Source organism: Clostridioides sp. ES-W-0016-02 (assembly GCF_020641035.1).
In the GTDB taxonomy this organism is placed as follows: Bacteria; Bacillota; Clostridia; order Peptostreptococcales; family Peptostreptococcaceae; genus Clostridioides.
This window is the reverse complement of sequence record NZ_CP061361.1, coordinates 2,581,652-2,601,943: the sequence shown is the minus strand read 5'-3', so window position 1 is coordinate 2,601,943 and position 20,292 is coordinate 2,581,652. Positions and strand designations below refer to the sequence as shown.

Genomic DNA, 20,292 nt, shown 5'->3' with positions numbered 1-20,292 from the left:
ATGGCTAGTGTTGGAGACGCCCTTCCTCAACCAGAGGAAGGTTGGAAAAGGTATAATGATGATTGTATAAATATATTCTATTCTGAATTGTATAAAAGAGTTCCTATGAGTTCATGTTATGGTGGAACAGGTACATATGTTAGAAATGTTCCTTATGACGAAACAGATATTAATTTTAGTTTTATTGGTTCAAAAGTAAGAATAATGTGTGACGTATGTAGCGATAGGTCTGATTTAATTGATATTAATCTTGATGGTAAAGTTGAACAATTTAGCACAAGAACTGGTAACGCTATGAATTTTTCTAAAATAGTATATGAAAAATTAGACCTAGATAATAAACTACATAATATTAAAATATCAATAAATAAAAATAGTGTTGTTGTTTATTTATTCTTTGACTGTATAGATATAGATGAAAGTGGACATATATTGTCACCAATAGAATCTAAATTGACACAACGAACATCAATAGAAGATATGGAGATAGGAGATATAATATCTTGTAGATATACTGCTTCTACTGCTGGAAAAATAGGAGATTTTTCAGAACTAGGAAAGTGCAACTGTGAGGAAATTCCAAGGGATGTATCAAGCTCAACTCCAGATGGAAAATTCTTTTTTGTTAAAGTAGATGATAATAAATTAATAGCAGATAGAAATATACAAAATAATATATCTTGGAATGAGATTAATGGTAATTTAGATATCTTTTATAGAGAAAAAGTGTTTCCTCTAAATATTTGTGAAAGTGATGAAACAGATGAATATATTTTAAAAGCAAGTAGTGTATATGAAAATAGGCATGCTTACAATGCATTTGGTAACAAAATAGGATGGCACAGCGAATTATATAACTATCCACATATATTACAAGTTAGTTTCAAAAGAAAACCTCAAAGAATAAACTCATATAAGTTTCACTTTGGAAATAACGAACAGTTTCCACAGTCAGCAACAGAATGGACGATAGAGGCTAGTAATGATGAATTGACATGGATAATTTTACAGACAGTCAAAGAAAATCCTGCTCCAAAACATGATCAAATAAAAAATTATATCTTTAAAAATGAAATTTTTTATAATCATTATAGAATAAAAATAACAAATTCAAATTCTAACTCTGGATGTGTAGCTATAAAATGTTTAGATTTTTTTTATAAAAAATTCTCTATGTGTTTACCAGATGGAGGAGTGTCTTACAATAATGATATAACAGTATCTTTTCCTAAAAAAGCTTTAAATGCAAATGAGACTGATGAATATATACTTTATGCAAGTGGGTCTCTTAGTGACGCACTTCTTACATATAAAGCATTTAATAAAACAAACATTGACTCTAATGATTGTTGGCATAGTCCTAATGAAGCAAATTCATATATAAAAATATTTTCAAAAAAAGAAAAAATAATTTCAAATGGATTTATGTTCACTAATAGAAATAGTGATTCATTCCCTCAAGCTCCTAATTTATGTATCGTGTATGGTAGTAATGATAACGAAAAGTTTGAAAAAATATATGAGTCATCAAGCTTTCCTCAAAATGCTAGAGCTGTATCTTACCATTATTTTAATTCTCAGGTAGAATATTTATATTATCAATTTAATTTTAGTGGAGCAACAGGTTATGTAGCTGTAGGTGAGTTAGAGCTGCTTAAAGAGTATGAATATAAAAAATCCTCTCCAAGTCCAATTAATAAAAATCAAGGTGGTTGGCCAACTAATAATGATTGGGATAAATATATATGGAAAAGCAATTTAAATGGAAAAATAGAGTCTGGTGACAATAACATATGGAATTATAAAAATATTGCATCTTTAACAGATAACATTGCTATTTTATCAGTTGTAGATGTATGGGGAACAAGACCAAATGGAACCTCAATTGCTGTTAGAGGATATAATGATCAATTCGTAAATGATAGTAGTCCTAAAAGGTATGGAATAATAAATAATGCCTATACGGCTTCTAATGTAGGATTTAGGCCAATATTAGTTATAGGTGGTGATGCAGAATGGCTGTTATAGGGGAACAATTACTTCAACCAGAATCAGGATGGAAAAGATATGATGAAGCAAATATACAAGCTATAATAAAAGGAACATTTTGGGGAAAAGAGAATTTCAATGGATTTTATGGAGGGTCAAGTATTTGGCTTAAAAGTATTGATAGTAGCTATAAATTTAAATTTTATGGAAATAAGTTAAGACTTATATCAGATAGAAATACAAATAGACCTCAAAATAATACTAAATTAGTAATAGATGGAGTTGAATACATTTGTAATACATATGGTCAAACAAATGGTCAAATACTTGCCATTGATGTAGGTAATTTAGAAGATTCTATACATGATGTTGTAATATCTCCAGTTAAAGAGGGTCTTGCAACTATTGACTGTATAGATATAAATTCAGATGGATATATTCTTGATTTAGCTTTAGAACGAAACAAAACCATTAATAAGTTAGAAGTTGGAGAATATATTCCATGTAATTACAGTTACTATGATGGATTTTCAAGCTTTTATACTGGTAAAGATATAAATTTTATTTGTGTTAGCCACACTGATAGACAGTCTATATTAATCTGTGACAAAGTTATTCCAGATTTATCATTTGATGAGATAAATCAAAAAGGTTTCATATATGGTAATGAGCTAGAAAATCAATCTTATGAGCATAATATTTTAAAAATACAATCCTTAACTGGAGGTTCCAATAATAATGGTTTATCTGAATATGATAAGTATATTGTAAATTCAGACTTAAATGGACTAATAACACCAGGAGACAAAACTATTTGGAATTGGGATATTTGTAGTATTACAAGTTCTATATCAGCATCTGATAATTCTAAAATAATAACTAGAGGATACTCTAGCCTTACAAACTATTCAACAAACAATACTTTCAACAATAAAGGTCCAACTTTTGGGTTTAGACCAGTATTGATTATTAAACATTTATATGTTTCTCCATCATTTGAAATAAATCAATTTGGAAATTTTGATAATTGTTTTAGTATAGCGAATATAAATTTAGATATATCAATAAAAATTCCTAAAGTAAGTGTTAGTATAATAAATACAACTAATTCCAAAACTTTTATTTCTACTGAATTAATAAATGTTGTAGATAATTCTCTAAATATAGATTATACATTTAATAAAGACGATTTTGAATTAAATAAAGTAAATGTACTAAAGATTACTTTAACCGATGAAAATGAGTTTGAAACATCTATAGAAATAAATACATTCCCTATCGAAGATAAGCTGCTTATTTTTAACAATTCAATAACCTCTACTATCATTGAAAACAAACATAATAAAGATAGAATGATTGTCTGCGCTAATATAAAGGATAATTGTATTGTATTATACTTAAATAATAATAATTACATTGAAGCAAACCTTGAAGATTATGTCAGTGTAAATAAAAATACGAAATTAAAATTTTTATTAGATAAAAATTCTGATTTAATATCTTATGGATTATCATTTATATAAAAAATAATTAATACTAAAGCGAATGAAGTATAAAAAAGGAAATCTAAAGTAAAAAATAATTATCGTGATTTGCAAATAAAATATAAATTAAAATCTACAAAATAAATATAAGTGGTAGTATATTAAATAATGTCAAGATATATAGTGTATTTAATTAATCTTGAAGAATTATAAAAAATAAAGATGATTAGAAGGAAAGAAATAATCATGAACATATCAAAAAATTTGCTTAATGAACAAGAATTCTATGGCAAAAATATCTATCTATTGGGAACTTCAGAATTTGGACCAGTAAACACTCCAATAAAAATAAATTCAATTTCTCACATGAATTCAAACTTTGGGAAAAAAGGTTCTTTAGTTGAAGCCTATAAAATTATAAAAGAATCCAAATTAGACTGTAAAGTTTATCTATGTAAAGTTACAGGAGCACATGCAGAAATTTATCTGGATGTAAAATGTGCTAATGGAGAAATAATAAAAAACAGTATACACATTAAATCAAAGTATGCAAATGAAATATATAATGATATTGAAATAATGATAAATCAAGATGACTTACGGGTAGTCTATCCAAAAAATTTAGGGGATTATGTATTAAAATATCCATATAAAAATTATCCTACTTTGTATGATTTATCAGAAGCTATAAATAAAGATTCTCAAAAGCTAAAAGGGATGATAATTTGTAGTATTTATTGTGATTCTTATATAGAAACAAAGGATTCTATAATTGAAGTAAATCAAAGTACATATAAACTTAGTGGAGGATATAATGGATTAGATTGCAACAAAAATATAATGTACAATAATTTAGATAGTACATATACTATTTTAGAAGGACTTGATGTAGATATTATTATGCCTTTAGGAGTATATTATGATGATACATTTACAGATGACAGAGAAAAAATAGATAAATATTATGACCTAACAAGAGACTATTTAACTATTAAAGATGGAGAACGATACTTGACTTTTTATGAACAATTGCTTAATTTTTGTAAAGTTCAAATGAAAACAGGTATCATAACTCATGGTGTTATTGGACTTAATCTAACTAATGAGATTTGGATAGATGAGAAAAAATATATTGCTATACTGGAATATTTTAAAAAAGTAAATGAAGTATCAAAATTTGATAAAAATTATGAACAATTGGTAAGTGTAGTAGCTGGAGATGTATATACCACATATGGTACTAACATTGTAAATGCAAGTATAGTATATGCTCCCCTTGTAGCAAGTTTAGATATTATAGCAAATACTACAAATAAGGAAGTTCCAGAATCATTTTCACTATTTAATACCTTTGATACTTCAACAATAGAAAAAATGAATGAACTTGGATATGTATCATTTAGATTTAGTCAGTTACATAGAAGGGTAGTAGTATCAAATGGAATTACAATGAGTGAGCATACAGAATATAAGTATTTATGTAATGTAAGAATGATTCAGTTGACCATGTGTTACATAAAAAAGATGTTATATTCATATATAGGTGAAAATATAGATGCTTTGTTATCATCTGGATATTTAAAAGAAAACTTAACACAATTGTTAGATGAATTAAGGGAGAGAGAACTTATAAGTGAATATATAATAAATGAACTATCTAAACGTAAATCAGGAGAATTATATTTAGACTTAAGTTTAAAGACAGTATATATGTTAGAGTATGTTAAAACCTATAGTGGTTTGAGTATAGGTAGGTGAAAAAGTGAATACAGAATCTATTCAAAATAATAAAAATATATTTATAACTAAAGAATACATTAATAACTTTGAAAAGATAGAAGAAATACTAGAATATATTTTAAAAACAGAATTAGAAGATAATTGGGGAGTAATTTCCTTTGAAACAATAAAAAAAGATGAGACAGATAAAATTATACTGCCACAAATAAATTACTGTGTAAAATTAAGAGAAATATCTAAAGGTAAGAGTTATAAGCCAATGTTGACTGATATAATTGATGAATTAGATGAAAATAAAGAAAAAACAGGTAAAGTAATTAAAGTGTATAGACAAAGTTTTGATTGCATACTAGAATTTAGATTTATAGCTAAAACACAAAAAGAATGTAGAAGACTTATGGAAGCTTTTGAGGACATAATAACATCTTACACAGGATTTCTAAAGAAAAAAGGTCTTGGGGATATTTTCTTTTTAAAAGAAATCTCAACTGAAGATAACATAAGTTTTGATGAAAATACTTCAGTTAAAACATCTGAATATTTTATACGATTAGAAAAAGTAAAAACTTTAAATGTAAATAAACTTAAAAATATAGAAATGAAATTTTCTGTAAAGGATAGAATTTAGCCAAGAATAGTATAAATTCCACTTGGTATAAAGTCTATAATATCTACAAAATTTAAAGGGGGAAAAACCTTTATGGCAAACTTAGGAAATATGTATCCTAATCTTCCAGGAATGTTAGTCGAATTTAAAGATGGTGGTTCTGCACTTAGATTTGGTTTGGATGAATATAACACTGATAGTATGTTGTTACTTGGGACAGCAGTTGATGGACCAGTAATGGAGCCTGTAGCGATAGATGATTCTTCTATAGAATTACTATTTGGTTCAGACACTAATTTAAATGGAATTCCAAATGGTTCAACATTAGTTCAATCATATAAGCAAGCTAGAGATGCTGGATGTCAAGATATAAGAGTAATGAGAATCTCTGGTACATGCGCAACGTCAAATATAAGTGCACCATCTCAAGTTGTTGAAAAAAATAAAAAGATAGATGAGGACTTATCAGTTACTCAAGGATGTGAGAAAACTGATATAAAACTAAGTGGAAAAGGGATTATTGCAAGTTCAATTAGAGTTTATGTAAAAGGAAAAGAACTACTCTCTGGATTTGTATATAATGAATTTCTTAAAAGCATATCAATAGAAAAAAATGCTTGTGATGCAGGTGTACCTGTTTCAATAGCTTATAATTATAGATATTGGGTTGAACAGAAACCAGAATATTTAACTTTGAATCGTGATAAAAAGATTTTTTTATCTAATATTCCAAATGGCGCTGCTATAGTAGTTACTTATGATGGGAAATCTATAGATAAGTATATTGAAATGAATGATAATGTCATAACAATACCATCTTTAGATGAAGGAGAAAGAGTAGTTGTAAGTTATAGGGTAGAAGTTGTAGGAGAAGAAATAGAAACTCAAGTAGATGGAAATATTTTTATGACTGCCACATCAAGTCAAAAACTACTTTTAAGTAATACTCCAGTAGATGGAACACTTACATTATATGTTGGAGGAAGTAAAGTATTAGATTCAAATTCTTTTTCAATAGATAAAAAGTCAAAAACTATAACTCTTAAAAAAGAATGTTTTCAAATGGGACAAGTAGTATCCGTAAGTTATTATATGCCAGTTAAAGAGAAGATAGAAAGAAAGATAAGATTAAAATCTAAGTTTGCTGGAGATATGTATAATTTAGGTCAAGTAAAAGTAGAAGATTTGAGAGACACTTTTGGCAATTATATAGGAAAATATGTAAAAATCATTAAGCCAGAATCTAAAATGAGTATTGGTGAAGAACCTTTAATATTATCAACTCTTGACTACTTAACTTTTGGAGCATTAGTAGATGCAATAAACAATTTACAGACAACATATTTTGCAGAAACGGATACACCAGAAGAACTTACAAAAGATTTAATAAAATCAGCTACATATTTTATAGGCGGTTCTAATGGTTTAGATATGAATAAAGAAGATATGTTTAAGGCATTATCAGGAGAAAGAGATAGAAATGGATACATAGTAAAACAAGGTGCTTATCAATTGCTTGAAAATTATAATGTAGATTGGATAGTTCCTTTAGGTGTTTATGCTGATGATAAACTATTTGACAGACATCAAGATTTTGCATATGAACTTGCTTTATTCTGTGCAGTGTTATCCTATAGAAATAAATCTACATATGGTGTAATAGCAATGAATCCATTAAAAGATACATCTCTATCAGGTGTCCAATCACACTCTAAATATTTAACACAATACAGTAATGAATTTTTAATGAAGGATGATAAAGGTACTATAATTACTGATGGTCAGGGGAACTTTATAGACCTTGGAAAGTTTATATCAGTAGTTGCAGGTCCTACACCTATAGTGGAACATAAGGTAAGTTCGCTTAGAGAAGGAAATCCAGCAGTACTTTATGCTGCGTTCAATACAAGTATTTTACCACATTCATCTCCAACAAATAAGATATTAAGTGGTGTGAAATCACTAAAATATTCTTTTTCAAATGCACAATTAAATGATATAACAGGGAACAAATTGGTTTCATTCAACTCTAAAAAATTAAAGGGTAGAACTTGCTTAAATAAGGTTTTTGTAGTAGATGCTCCAACATCTGCGAAGAAAGATAGTGTATATTCAAAATTATCTACATTAAAAGTTATGAGAGTAGTAACTGATAATATAAGGGAAGTGGCAGACCCATTTATAGGGGAAGCAAATACAATAGAACAGAGAAATGCACTAAGTGCAACAATTGCAAAAAGACTAGATGCATTATTATTACAAGGAGTTATATTAGATTATAGTTTCAATCTAATAGCAACACAACAAGATTTAATATTAGGACAAGCTAAGTTGGAAGTTGGTATAGTAGCACCACAAGAACTTAGAAAAATAACTACTATAGTAGGTCTAAAAAAATAAAAACGGAAGAAAACCATTCGTTTATATTTAATAGTTAGGAGATATCGTTATGTCAAGTCCGAATATAAACACACTAACATCATTTTCTGGTGCTGATTTGGTTGTAAGCTTTGCAAATCAAGTTATTGGAGAATTACAAAAAATATCGTGGAGTATAGAACGTGAAAAAAAACCAGTATACACATTAGGAAGCTCAGATGCAAGAAGTTTTTCAAGAGGTAAAAGAGAGATTAAAGGTTCCTTAGTATTTGCTATGTTTGACCAAGATTCTCTAATTAAATCTATGAAAAGCGTTTTAAAATCATCAGAATCTACAATATTTACAACATCAGGAAAATTAGCTATAACAGAAGAAGAAAACTTTATAAATGCAGTAGAGATGTTGAAGTGGAATATAACAGCACAAGATGCTATAAATTTAAGTAGAAACATGGATAGTAAATCTAAGTATAATGAAAGTAATCCTAAAGTAAGTGACGAAAATTTTGAAATACCTAATGGCTTTAGCCCAATAAGGGATAATAGAATAATTTATTTAGATTCTTTACCACCATTTGATATAACAATGACCTTTGGAAATGAGCAAGGTCAATGTGCATTTCAAAAGATATATGATGTTGATATAATAGATGAATCTAGTGAGATCTCTATTGATACAATTGTTTTAGAGAAAAAGTTAAATTATAGAGCTAGAAAAATATCACCACTTATACAAGGTGTATATTCAAAAGAAGAAAATTAAAATAAAACATAAAATAAAAGATGTAAATAGATAAAAGTAAAAAATTATAAGGCCTCATGTAGTAAATATTTACAGGTGTATTTTATGTATTTAAAAGCTACATGTGGTTTTTCTAAATATAAATCACAAAAGAGAGGTAAAGTAAAATGGATTTAGATAATACTTTTTACAAAGCATTTTCAAGTACAGATTCTCTCGCATTTGTTTTATTTCCAGAATCTAAGCCCATTCTTTTAGGTAGTTTAACAAGTATATCATACTCAATTCAAAGAAATAAAAAGCCAGTAACATCAATAGGAAATACAAAAGTATCTGGATATACTAGAGGACCTAAGGTGATTTCTGGAAAAATGGAATTTACTTTAATAAATCAGAATCTAATAAGTGATTTGACAAATAAGATTTCAGCTTTATCTAATAAAAAGAAGATTAGTTCAGACGAATTGCCTCTATTTGATGTAATGATAGTATCTCTAAATGAATATAAATATGTCACACAAATGATGATATATGGCATAGATATTATCAATGATAGTCAGATTATTTCTATAAATGATATTTTTATAAAAAATACAATTCACTTTGTAGCAACAGATTTAAATGATTTTATGAGTTTATCAAGTGATAAAACAGTATCAAATAATACAAGTAGTTCAAATGTATTCTCGAATTCAGTGTTTTCTTATGATTTTACTATTGAGGGATATGAATATTCTAAAAAAAGTAATTTGAAAGGCGTTAAATATGACAAATTTAAACTTTGATACTATAGATAAAAAAGAAGTAAATAAGAGAGATTATAGTACATATAAAGAAGAGTTTTATGGAAGTTCTGATGTATTAATTTATATAAATGGAAGACATAATAAACAGATATCTGCAATAAAATTTTATGTCAAAGAGCAAAGTAAACCTATCTATGGATATACATCTAGGGTATTTGATGATATAGCTGTAGGAAATAGAATAGTATTAGGATATATAAAAGTTCCTGTTAGTAATGCTCTCTCAGATACATCTAATTGTTTAGAACAAAATATAAGTATCTGTGACGACTTTATTTTAAATAAAGAAGAAAAAATATATATACCAGATTGGATATATGGATATGATTTAAGAAATCTAAATGATAATTATATATGTAAATATGATGATAACTTCTTATATAAAAATAAATGTAATTTAGATGACAATAATGTATCATTTCTTTATGATAAGTCACTATTTTATGTTGATTTTGGAAGTAAATACGATATTAGAGTACACTCTGTACAAACAGCTCTAGTGTATATGGGATATATGTATAAGGAGCTAAGCTTTAGTGAATTAAAATACGGTCATTATTGTGTATGTACATTTGATATGGTTAAGGCTTTTCAAAAAGAAAGTGGAATTATACCTACAGGAAGGTTATGTGAAAAGACTTGGAATTTAATATTTAAAAAATTATATTCTAATTATAACATCATTATTTTGAAGAATAATGAAAAAGAAATCTGTATTAAAGATATGCAAGAAGAAAATCAGTATAAATCAGATTGTAATTTAAAAGCTATAAATTCTTTTGTTTATGATGAATTAGAATGTGATTACAACTTGATAGATAATTTAATAGATGATTACAATTACAAAGAAAATAAGCTGAAATATGACTTAGAAAATTCAGACTATCAACCTTCCTTTAATCCTAATAATATAAATACGCTTAGAAAAAATAATTTTTCGATAAGTCTTATATATGGAGATAAAAAAGAAAAATATAGAAAAATAATAGGAGTATCACCTGTATCAGTAAGTCAAGAAATAGATACAACAGGAAATCCTATATACGATATATACGAATTCATAGCAAAGGATGTAATTGAAACTAATAATTAAATAGTACTTGGAGGTGAGTAAATGAATTATGATGAAAAAGAAATAGAATTATTAGCAAAACAGGCCAAGCTGGACTTAGAATCTCAATATGGAAAAAATATAGACGAAATTGATTTATATGCAGATGTTTTTAGTGAGGACAGTAAAAATGAAGAATTTCAAGGTTTAGGGCTAGAAGACACTCCATTATTTGAAGGAGGACCAGGAACAATTCAAGTACAAGCATGGAAAAAGAAGTGGTCTGGTTATGATATTTATATGATTGATATTTTAAATAAAAGGTTTATATTTAGAACGATTAACAGATTTGAATATAAGCAGTTATTATCTATTCAAAATATTGACACTTTAGAACGTGAAGAAATTATATGTCAAACAGTTACATTATGGCCAGAAGAGTATAATTGGAAAGATACTACTAAGTCCTTAGCAGGTTTACCAACTTCATATTCTGAAGTAATTATGGAAAAATCAGGATTTACAAAAGAATTTACAATAGAGGTAATATAGTATGCTTTTAATAAAAGATATTATAAATATAAAAGAAAAAACAGGATATAAAAAGTTAATTCATATTAAGTTTAGTACACATGAATATATATTTAAATTAATTAATTTAAATATATACATAAAAGCTGGTATTATTTCTGATACATATGAAGAGTTTAATGATTTTATATGCCAATCTGCATTAATATATCCTGATAAATTTGTTTTTTCAAAAAGTCCAATAGCAGGATTGGCAGATGAAATATCTAAAAGAATAGTTTATGAATCTCATATTTTAGATGAAAGTTCAATAATAGATTGTTTTGAGGAAAGTAGAAGTAAGCTTAATTCTTTTTTAGAACAGAGTAAATTATTTGTAAAAGCAGCATTTCCAGAAATTTCTCTTAAAGAAATACGAGACTGGGATTATGAAAAGCTTATGGAAATGACAGCTAAGTCTGAATATATTCTTAAATTAAGAGGCGTAGATGTGAACCTTGAATATGACAAAGATTATCCAAATAATAAGTCTAATAAAGAGTATATGAATAATCAGAATGACATAAATAATTTAAATAAGGAAAACCTAGAAAATAATTACATAAAATCTAAAAATTATCGTTTGGATTCTAATAAATTCTCAAATACAAGATGGGATAATCCAGAAAAGCTAAAAGTATTAAGGTGTAGAAATGTACAAAAATTAAATATAGGAACTAAATATGCAAATTTAGATTTTTTTAAAATAGAGAATAAAAATGATAAGGATAATATTACTAATTCAAAACATATAAAAGATAAAAAGAGAGATTACATAAGAAATAAAGATAATATCATAAATAGTACAAATAGAAAAAATTCTAAGATAAGCGATTTCTATGTTAATGAAAATTTGAAGAATTATAACGACGATATATCAAAACTTCATTTACAAATAAGAGATATTTTAAATGGAGCAGGATATAAAAATATTGATATAGACTATATTCTAGGTGGAAAAGAATCAAATATAGATTTGAATTTTTATGAAAACAGACTTGAAAAATTTAAAATAAAGATGTTAAAAATGATTGGAGATATTATAAATGAATAATTTAAATAATATTGAAGAAGCCTTTTATAAAGAAGAATATGAAAAATTTTTATTAGGGAGAAGAATAAAAGCTAAAGCATCTTTCAATAATATCAACTCTAAATTAAATGATGAATATTGTAACTTAGAAAGTAAAGATAACATAGTAGAAGATGATATTTTTACAAATAATAGTGAAGTATTAAATATGAAAATATCTGCTCAATCTCCTTTAGATACTGATATAGATTATGGTGAAAAAATTATAAAGAATCTATTTAAAAATATAAAAAATTTAAACATAAGAACTACAATACAAGACGATAGAAAAGACATAACAAGCGAGGAAATTGAAAGTGTAATATCTAAAATAATTGAGTGAATTTATAAAAGTGCTTGTGAGTTAAAGAAGGTGAGTTTATGAATAATAAGTCTAATAAGAGTTCAAACCAATCTTATTATGGAGCTATTGCTCAGGAAATAACTGATAAAGATAGTCAAGAAATAGTCAATATGCTATACAAAGAATCAACACTTAGAAACTTAGATGGTGAATATAAACCTTTAAGTTATTACGAATATATTCAATATGAACATAGGCTCAAATATAAAGACAATCTTGATAATATTTTTAGAATAGGAGACTGTTGTTTTAAAATATTACCAGAATATATAAGTATAACTTCTATAAATGATAGTGAGAGTCTTAATGAGAATAGGATGGCAAATATAGAACAATCTAAAAAACAGAATATAAGAAAAGAAATATTTGTGAACTTGACGATAAATGGTATAAATCAAGTTAATGGATATCAAGTAGAATCGCCATTTGATTTCAAATATTATGTAGATGGATTAAGAAATTTAATTTGTCAGTTTAAATATACTCCATTTGTTCCAGTTGAATGTAAAGTTGTAAATGATGCAAATAGTATAAATAATGTAGCCTTAAAGAGTATGTCAGTTGAAACTGTAGAGGGTTTTTCTGAGACTCTAAGAATCAAAATAATTATGGAAGAATTTAATGTAAAGTCTTATTTTAATAAAGATAATATTTCATTAGATAAGCATATAGATTGGGATTTGTATAGATTTTATACTCAAAAAAATCTTGAAAATTCTAACTTATCAAGTCTTAAAAAGATACAGTCACTAAACTTCACTGGTAAATTTACATTTAAAAAATTACATTTAAAAAATATTGATTTTAATAAAATAAAGAGCAAAAACATTATAATGAATGAACAATATTTTGATGAAATATTGAGTAGTGAAGAAAGTGTATATCTTACATATATCAATTTTAGTTTAAGTAATACATTTTCGAACATAGGATTAAATCATGATGAAATACCAACAAAACAATATATGGGATTTAATAAAATTGACTTTGTCTTTATATTTAAAACAAGTGATGAGAGTATAATAAAAAAATTCAACAGATTAAATAATAAAAATACAAGTTTTGAAAATGAAGATAGAGATATTATAAAAGTGGAAAATGAACTTGTAAATCTGACTGGAACAGAGTACATAACCATAAAAGATGTTCAAGTAGACACTGTATTTGGATTTTGTGGATTATACAATATAACCATTAAATGTAGAAGTTATGATATGGATAAAATTCAAAATATGAAACCAATAGGCTTTAGACCATTTAATAGAGCTATAGAAACATATGAATATGAGTACAATGAAATTCCTGAGGGGAGACTAGGTACAGAAGAGGATTTTATAGATTATACATCTAAAGGAATAGATAATAAAACTATGCAGGATATTTGTGCCTCCAAGAAACTTGTATATTTGGAAATGTATCCAAATCTCAGTCTACCAAAATATAACGAAATAGACAATGCTATACAAAAAGTAAGAAATTTTAGATTTAAAAATGGAATTAAACAAACTTCACTTGTAAAATATCCTAGAACAGATATAGTTATGGGCGAAATAGCGAGAAATGAAAAATATAGTGGTTTTGTTGAACCAGACTTTTATATTATATATCCTACTAAATCTGAATGTAATAAAATTGATACACAGTTAAAAAGCATTAAATCAGATATAGTTGTAGAGCCAGAATATAAATATGGATATGAACCACAAAACATAGGTGAATTGGATGATGAATTTGAAAGAGAATTATCTTCTGACAAACACTTAATATTTAAGAATGAAAACTTTAATAAAATACATGGAAATGAGGTTGGAAAATTTAATATCGAACAAGTAAAGCCAACTCAATCTTTTAAAGAGTTTCCTAAAAATAATCGAAATACAGTTGTAGAAAATATGCTAGTTGATGAATTTTTATATTCGCAAAAAGGTACACTCATTAGGGCATTTCCAAATTTTATATTTATGTTATGTGATGAGGGTATAGATTGCTTTGATGGACAAAAAAGTTGGACAAATTACTATATATATAAGTCTATTATAGATATAAAAATATCACAAGAAGTTGATTCTCCTATATCAAGTGCAAAAGTAATTATTCCTAATGATTTTAATAATGAAAAAAATTTAGATGGTGATAGTATTGGTATAAAAAATGACACTGTAAATATGTTTAATAAAAATCAATGTATATTATCAAAAGTGTTGGAAGGATATAAAGAAGACTCAAGAGATGAAATTAATTTAGAAATAGTGAAAAAAAGAAATAAATTAGATAGCCAAGACATTTTGAAAGAAGGAACTAGAGTACATATACGAATGGGATATGGTTCAAATCCCTCAAAATATCCAATTGTGTTTAATGGTACTATAATTGAAATGAACACTTCAAAAGACACTATTTTAATAGAGGCAAAGTCAGATGGATTAGAGCTTACAAATAGATATCTAAGTGAAGATATGAATTTTTTAAATGATAATATAGATTTAAAGAAAGATGCAAGTAATATAATATTAGATTTAATGAGTAAGAGAAGTTCTAAAATAGAATACCAAAATATTGAATATAAGGAAAAGAATCTTAAGAGTAAATATGATGTAGAGCATTTTGGCATGTATGATTTTAATTCTATAGAAGCTTACAAAAAAGTTCAGAGTGATATATCTAAAAATATGTATCTAAGTAATTATAATGGGATATACCTTAGTGATATTCACAGTGTTAACTATATAAGTGAATCAATTTATGAGTTTTTACCAATAGGTAAAAAAATATGGGACATATGTAAAATGAGCGAAAAATCTATGCCTGAGTTTGTAGTATATCCAAGACCATTCCTATTTGAACATAGATTATTTTTTGGTTTACCTATTTGGATGTACAAATTTGATATAAATAAGTTTAAAAATGATACCTATGAGTATTCTAAAGCTTTTTCGCAAATGCATATAGTAGACTTTAATGACTCAATTATAGCCAATAATATAAAAATAGATAATAACAATTTAATAACAAATACAAGAGGAATTTATAATGTATTAGGGACTTTAGAATCAACACCATTTATAACGAGTGATTACAATATGAAATGGTCAAATCAAAAAAATAAAGTATTAGACAATTCAATGATACAGAATTTTAATATATTTTCTACTTTAGAGAATGAAAATTTGAAATGCAGAGAATTATATGCAAATAACAGGCATATGTCTATAAGAAACTGTGTATCACAACTTCAAAATTCATGGCAAGAAACTTACAGTGGTGAGTTGATTATTGTGGGGAAACCACAAGTGAATGTATATGATTTAATAGCAATTAATGATTTGTTTGGAGGACTATCAGGTGTGTGCTTAGCAAGGAAAGTAACACACTCTATAAATATGAAAACTGGATTTACAACATCAATTACACCAGGTCTATTGACTGCAAACTCATTAAAATATAGTGGCATGAGTAATATGTTAAAATCATGTAATAAAATATTGTTTTCTGTAGCAAATATATTAAACAATGAAAGCTTAGTAAGTTCAAACAATACAACTGATACTTCTAAACTAACGAGACTAGATAATTATAAGAAGCTAAATAGTATATTTACTGCACAATATGAAATGTTTAATTATAAAAACTCTATAATTAGATATCCATTATATAAAGTTTAATTCATATAGGAAGTTTAACCTAGAGTGGGAGGTAATTAATATGAAGCTTAAAGATAAATTAATAGATAACATAATAGATCCATATTCAAAGATACTGTTTACAACTTCTATAGGTAAAGTAATACATTATAATATATGTAAAAATACAGCAGATGTATATGTAGAGAACATAAAAGGCAATAGTACAACTTTTTCAAATGTACCTATTCAAAATATAGGAGAAGGAGTTCATTTATCACCATTAGAAAAAGGAGATAAAGTATATATACAATTTAATAATGGTTCTATATTTCAACCGAAAATAACAGGAGTAGTAGAGAAGTCATACAAATCTCCATCAAAAAAAAGACAAACTCATATTAGAAAAGGATGTTTATTATCAAATATAAAGAGAGATTCAAGAGAAATAACTAAAAAAACGAGCGAAACTTGGCTAGACTACGCTAATAAAGATAAGTCAAAATATAAAGATTTTATGCATAAAAATCCTATTGATAATATTGTAAAAAAAATAGAAAAAAAAGGAATTTTTGTAGGTAAAGAAGTTGGTATATACCATCCTGTAAAATCTTCAATTGTAAAATTAAGAGATGATAGTAGTATAGATATATTTACAGCAACCAATGTTGGATTAAGGATAAATGCTGAAAATAGAACTATAGAAGTTTTTGGAGATTTTTCTACCAAATCAGAAAACTGGTCAATAATATCAAATAATATAAATATATGTGCTGAAGATAAAATTACTTTATCTGGAAGTGAGATAGTTATTGATACAAAAAAGATAGAGATAAATGGAGTAGATAAGAATGTTTGATTTTTGTATAACAGATAGTGGAGAGCTAATATATGATAATAATTCGAATAATTTTTTATATTTAAATTCAGATGATTTACTTAGACAAAAATGTATTTGTAGAATAAAGTCTGTAACAAAAGATTGGTTTAATGTAGATTATATAGGTTCAGATATAGAAAAGTTTTTAGGCGAATTAAATAATAAAAATACATTAGACTTAATTATAAAATCTATTGAACAAGCATTACTTTATGATGAGTTAGTTGGAGAAAATAGTTTGTTTTTTATACCTAAAATATGCAAAAATAGGATAGAATTATTAATTTTCATAAAAGAAAAAAGAAATAATAATCCAATTGTTATTAACATGGAAATTGATGTAGTTAGTGGGGTGAAAATCAAATATGATATTAATACACAATAAAAATTTTGAATCTCTGGTTAAAGAAACGGAAGTCGAACTAAATAAAATTGGATTTGACACAAGCCCTGGTTCTATAGCCAAACTTTTTTCTGATATAATAAATAAAAATATATCAGAATTTTATGATGTACTTACAATGAGCCATCTTCAAGCTTTTGTGACTACTGCTACTGGTAGGTTTTTAAATGCTATAGGTATATTAGTAGGATGCAAGAGATTATTTGAAGAATCAGATGAAGATTATAGAAAAAGAATTACTCATCAAACACTAACTTTGGCTAAAGCAAATGAAACTTCAATAAGATTAGCTGTCTTAAGTATCAAAGGTGTAAAAGATGTAATATTAAAAAGATACTCTCATGGACCAGGTAGTATGACTATTGTGCCAATAACTGAAAATATAAAAGATGAAGATTTACTTTTGAATGTAAGAGAAGCATTATTAGATATAACATCATTTGGAGAAAAGGTCATAGTAAAGTTGCCTAATTTTAAATATGTAAAGCTAAATGTAGGGTTGGTATTTTCTTCATATATAGGCGAAATAGAAAAACAAGCTATAAGAGTATCTGTAAGAGAAGAAATCATAAGCTATATAAATTCTATAAACATAGGAGAATCACTATTTATAAATGAATTGACACAGAGAATAATGCAAGTCAGTGATTCTATACTAAATTATTCTTGTAATAGTATTAAGATAAACAATAAAAATTGTTTGTTAATTAATCAGGAGTGCAGATGGGATGAAAAATTTATCGTATCTCCAGATGGGGATTCTGTAGTAATTATATAGGGGACATAATGACTGAAAACATATATTTGGAATTAATAAAGAGTGTTGTAGCAGTTACAACTGCAATTATCACTGTAGTTGGAGCTTGCTTAGGTAGAAAAAAATATAAAAAAAAGAATAAAGAACAATATAAAGCTATAAATAATCAATTAATGTTATATTCGCATCCAATATTTAAAAAAATAGAACTAAATAAAAATATTATAAAAATACATTTTACACTCGAGAATAAGGGAAAAGAAGCTGTTTTTAGAGAAATATTGATTAATCATATGGATATATTTAAGGTTCATGCTTTAAAACTATGTAAAAAAGTGGACTCTGGAAAGATAGTAGATACAGATGAATTATATACAGAAAGTGTTTATACATTAAATAATATTATTGCCGATTTGAAAAGTTTTTATAATGATAATAATCGTTATTCGCAAGAAGAAGTAAATGTACTTGATATAGTGATGGATAAGTATAATCATTGGAATTCAGATAGACAGCATGAAATAGTTGCTAGGATTCAAGAAATTTGTGTATCTGCTTTTTATCCAGATATATACAATAAGTCTATAACGGTATTTGATACATTTCTGTTTGTTATGAATGACATTATGTTTGATGCAAATAAAACATTAAATAATTTAAATGGAGACTTAGTAGGGCTAAAATTTAGAGGAGTGATTATCTAAATGCAAGAAAGCGATTTTGCAAGATATACAGAAAAAATAAGGTCAATGCTTCCCTTTTGGTTTGAAATGAAGAAAAAAACCAATAAGTCTATTGGGATTGAGTTTTTAAATATATTTGGTATAGAGTTGGATGAAATAGAAGAAATGCTACTTTATGCTTCAAAACAAATGTATATTGAATCAGCAGATGAAGAGTTTGTTGATTTGGTATATAAAGCTTTACTACCAAGTAACTTTAATATAAATAATATTTCTATGGTGTATACAAATCAACTCATACTTGAAAGAAGTTGTGATTTGTATACTTTTTTTGGAATAAAGAGAAATGAAAAAAATTTAGAAAATAACATAAAGCAGCCAGATTATTATTTTATTGATGAAAAGAAGAAAATAATTTATGTTAGAGAGGCATACGATAAAGAAGAAGATTTACCTTTTGGTAAAATAAAAATAAAGTTTAATAATAAAGAATTTTTATTTGAGCTAAGTCTACATCATGTATGGAACTTTTTTGATGAATTTGGTTCTTTAGTAGGATGCTCTAGGCTTAAAGGTGAGAAGAATCATGATTATAAATTGAGAATTCTTGATGTCTTTAAAAATCCAGCTAATTCAACAAAGCAAGGTCTTGCTAATGGAATTGCAAGAGAGCTTGGAATTAGAGAAGTAAAAGAATGGAAGAATATGGGCGAAGATTTTATTATATCTGAAAAGATGGTATTGATAAATACTATATCAATAGATAACAATATAATAGACTTAAATGATGTCTATATCACTTCTAGAGGAGAAATTCTTTTAAAGGGAAATCCTGATAAAAAAAATCAATCAGCAGTTATTTCTTTTATAAAAAATCTTGAAATGTATCAACTAGTGGATATAAATAATAAAAAATTAAATATAGAATTGTATAATTCAGATGCAACTCCAACAAGTCTATTAATTGATTATGTAACAAAGATAAAAGATGATACTTCAACTTTCTGGAATGATTTTAGATATGATGAAGATATTTGGGTAAGAAAAGATGAAGATTATGATAATAGTTTTTCATTTTTACCAACGTTTCTTGATTCCAGTATAAAAGGTTTTTCAAAATATGGATATTATAAAAAGTAGATTGG

At 26.3% G+C, this 20,292-nt stretch carries 17 protein-coding genes; all 17 read left to right on the top strand.

Going from position 1 to position 20,292, the window contains the following annotated elements:
- The 17 genes from IC758_RS12465 to IC758_RS12385 all read left to right on the top strand — a co-directional run bounded on the left by IC758_RS12465 (window position 1) and on the right by IC758_RS12385 (window position 20,287).
- Window positions 1-2,028, top strand: a complete 2,028-nt coding sequence (locus tag IC758_RS12465; RefSeq protein ID WP_227835392.1) for a discoidin domain-containing protein — start codon at window positions 1-3, stop codon at window positions 2,026-2,028.
- Entirely contained in the window at window positions 2,016-3,512 is a 1,497-nt protein-coding gene (locus tag IC758_RS12460; RefSeq protein WP_227835393.1) for a hypothetical protein, read from the top strand. The genes IC758_RS12465 and IC758_RS12460 overlap by 13 nt, the downstream gene beginning before the upstream one ends.
- Window positions 3,513-3,719: 207 nt before the next feature.
- Entirely contained in the window at window positions 3,720-5,231 is a 1,512-nt protein-coding gene (locus IC758_RS12455; RefSeq protein ID WP_227860505.1) for a hypothetical protein, read from the top strand.
- 4 nt (window positions 5,232-5,235) lie between these two features.
- Complete coding sequence (locus IC758_RS12450) at window positions 5,236-5,841, top strand: hypothetical protein (protein ID WP_227824087.1); 606 nt, start codon at window positions 5,236-5,238, stop codon at window positions 5,839-5,841.
- A 72-nt stretch (window positions 5,842-5,913) separates the two neighbouring features.
- Window positions 5,914-8,220 carry a phage tail protein gene (locus tag IC758_RS12445; protein ID WP_227860504.1) on the top strand — a complete coding sequence of 769 codons (2,307 nt, stop codon included), beginning with the start codon at window positions 5,914-5,916 and terminating at the stop codon, window positions 8,218-8,220.
- A gap of 49 nt (window positions 8,221-8,269) precedes the next feature.
- Complete coding sequence (locus tag IC758_RS12440; RefSeq protein ID WP_227860503.1) at window positions 8,270-8,962, top strand: hypothetical protein; 693 nt, start codon at window positions 8,270-8,272, stop codon at window positions 8,960-8,962.
- A gap of 146 nt (window positions 8,963-9,108) precedes the next feature.
- The gene (locus tag IC758_RS12435; protein ID WP_227824084.1) at window positions 9,109-9,726 is read left to right on the top strand and encodes a hypothetical protein; all 618 of its coding nucleotides are present in this window, start codon (window positions 9,109-9,111) and stop codon (window positions 9,724-9,726) included.
- On the top strand, window positions 9,707-10,840 hold the full coding sequence (locus tag IC758_RS12430; protein WP_227845665.1) for a peptidoglycan-binding domain-containing protein: 1,134 nt from the start codon (window positions 9,707-9,709) through the stop codon (window positions 10,838-10,840). Before IC758_RS12435 ends, IC758_RS12430 begins: the two co-directional genes overlap by 20 nt.
- A gap of 21 nt (window positions 10,841-10,861) precedes the next feature.
- On the top strand, window positions 10,862-11,350 hold the full coding sequence (locus IC758_RS12425) for a hypothetical protein (RefSeq protein ID WP_227824082.1): 489 nt from the start codon (window positions 10,862-10,864) through the stop codon (window positions 11,348-11,350).
- A gap of 1 nt (window position 11,351) precedes the next feature.
- Complete coding sequence (locus IC758_RS12420) at window positions 11,352-12,422, top strand: hypothetical protein (protein WP_227851566.1); 1,071 nt, start codon at window positions 11,352-11,354, stop codon at window positions 12,420-12,422.
- The gene (locus IC758_RS12415) at window positions 12,415-12,783 is read left to right on the top strand and encodes a hypothetical protein (RefSeq protein ID WP_227851567.1); all 369 of its coding nucleotides are present in this window, start codon (window positions 12,415-12,417) and stop codon (window positions 12,781-12,783) included. Before IC758_RS12420 ends, IC758_RS12415 begins: the two co-directional genes overlap by 8 nt.
- A 38-nt stretch (window positions 12,784-12,821) precedes the next feature.
- Window positions 12,822-16,466 carry a hypothetical protein gene (locus tag IC758_RS12410; RefSeq protein WP_227860502.1) on the top strand — a complete coding sequence of 1,215 codons (3,645 nt, stop codon included), beginning with the start codon at window positions 12,822-12,824 and terminating at the stop codon, window positions 16,464-16,466.
- Between the two features lie 40 nt (window positions 16,467-16,506).
- Complete coding sequence (locus IC758_RS12405; RefSeq protein WP_227824078.1) at window positions 16,507-17,283, top strand: hypothetical protein; 777 nt, start codon at window positions 16,507-16,509, stop codon at window positions 17,281-17,283.
- A complete protein-coding gene (locus IC758_RS12400) occupies window positions 17,276-17,689 on the top strand; it encodes a hypothetical protein (protein WP_227824077.1) in 414 nt (137 codons plus the stop codon). Before IC758_RS12405 ends, IC758_RS12400 begins: the two co-directional genes overlap by 8 nt.
- A complete protein-coding gene (locus IC758_RS12395; RefSeq protein ID WP_227824076.1) occupies window positions 17,670-18,485 on the top strand; it encodes a baseplate J/gp47 family protein in 816 nt (271 codons plus the stop codon). Before IC758_RS12400 ends, IC758_RS12395 begins: the two co-directional genes overlap by 20 nt.
- Window positions 18,486-18,493: 8 nt before the next feature.
- On the top strand, window positions 18,494-19,168 hold the full coding sequence (locus tag IC758_RS12390; RefSeq protein ID WP_227824075.1) for a hypothetical protein: 675 nt from the start codon (window positions 18,494-18,496) through the stop codon (window positions 19,166-19,168).
- Entirely contained in the window at window positions 19,169-20,287 is a 1,119-nt protein-coding gene (locus IC758_RS12385; protein ID WP_227860501.1) for a Low copy number virion structural protein, read from the top strand.
- Window positions 20,288-20,292 lie beyond the last annotated feature (5 nt).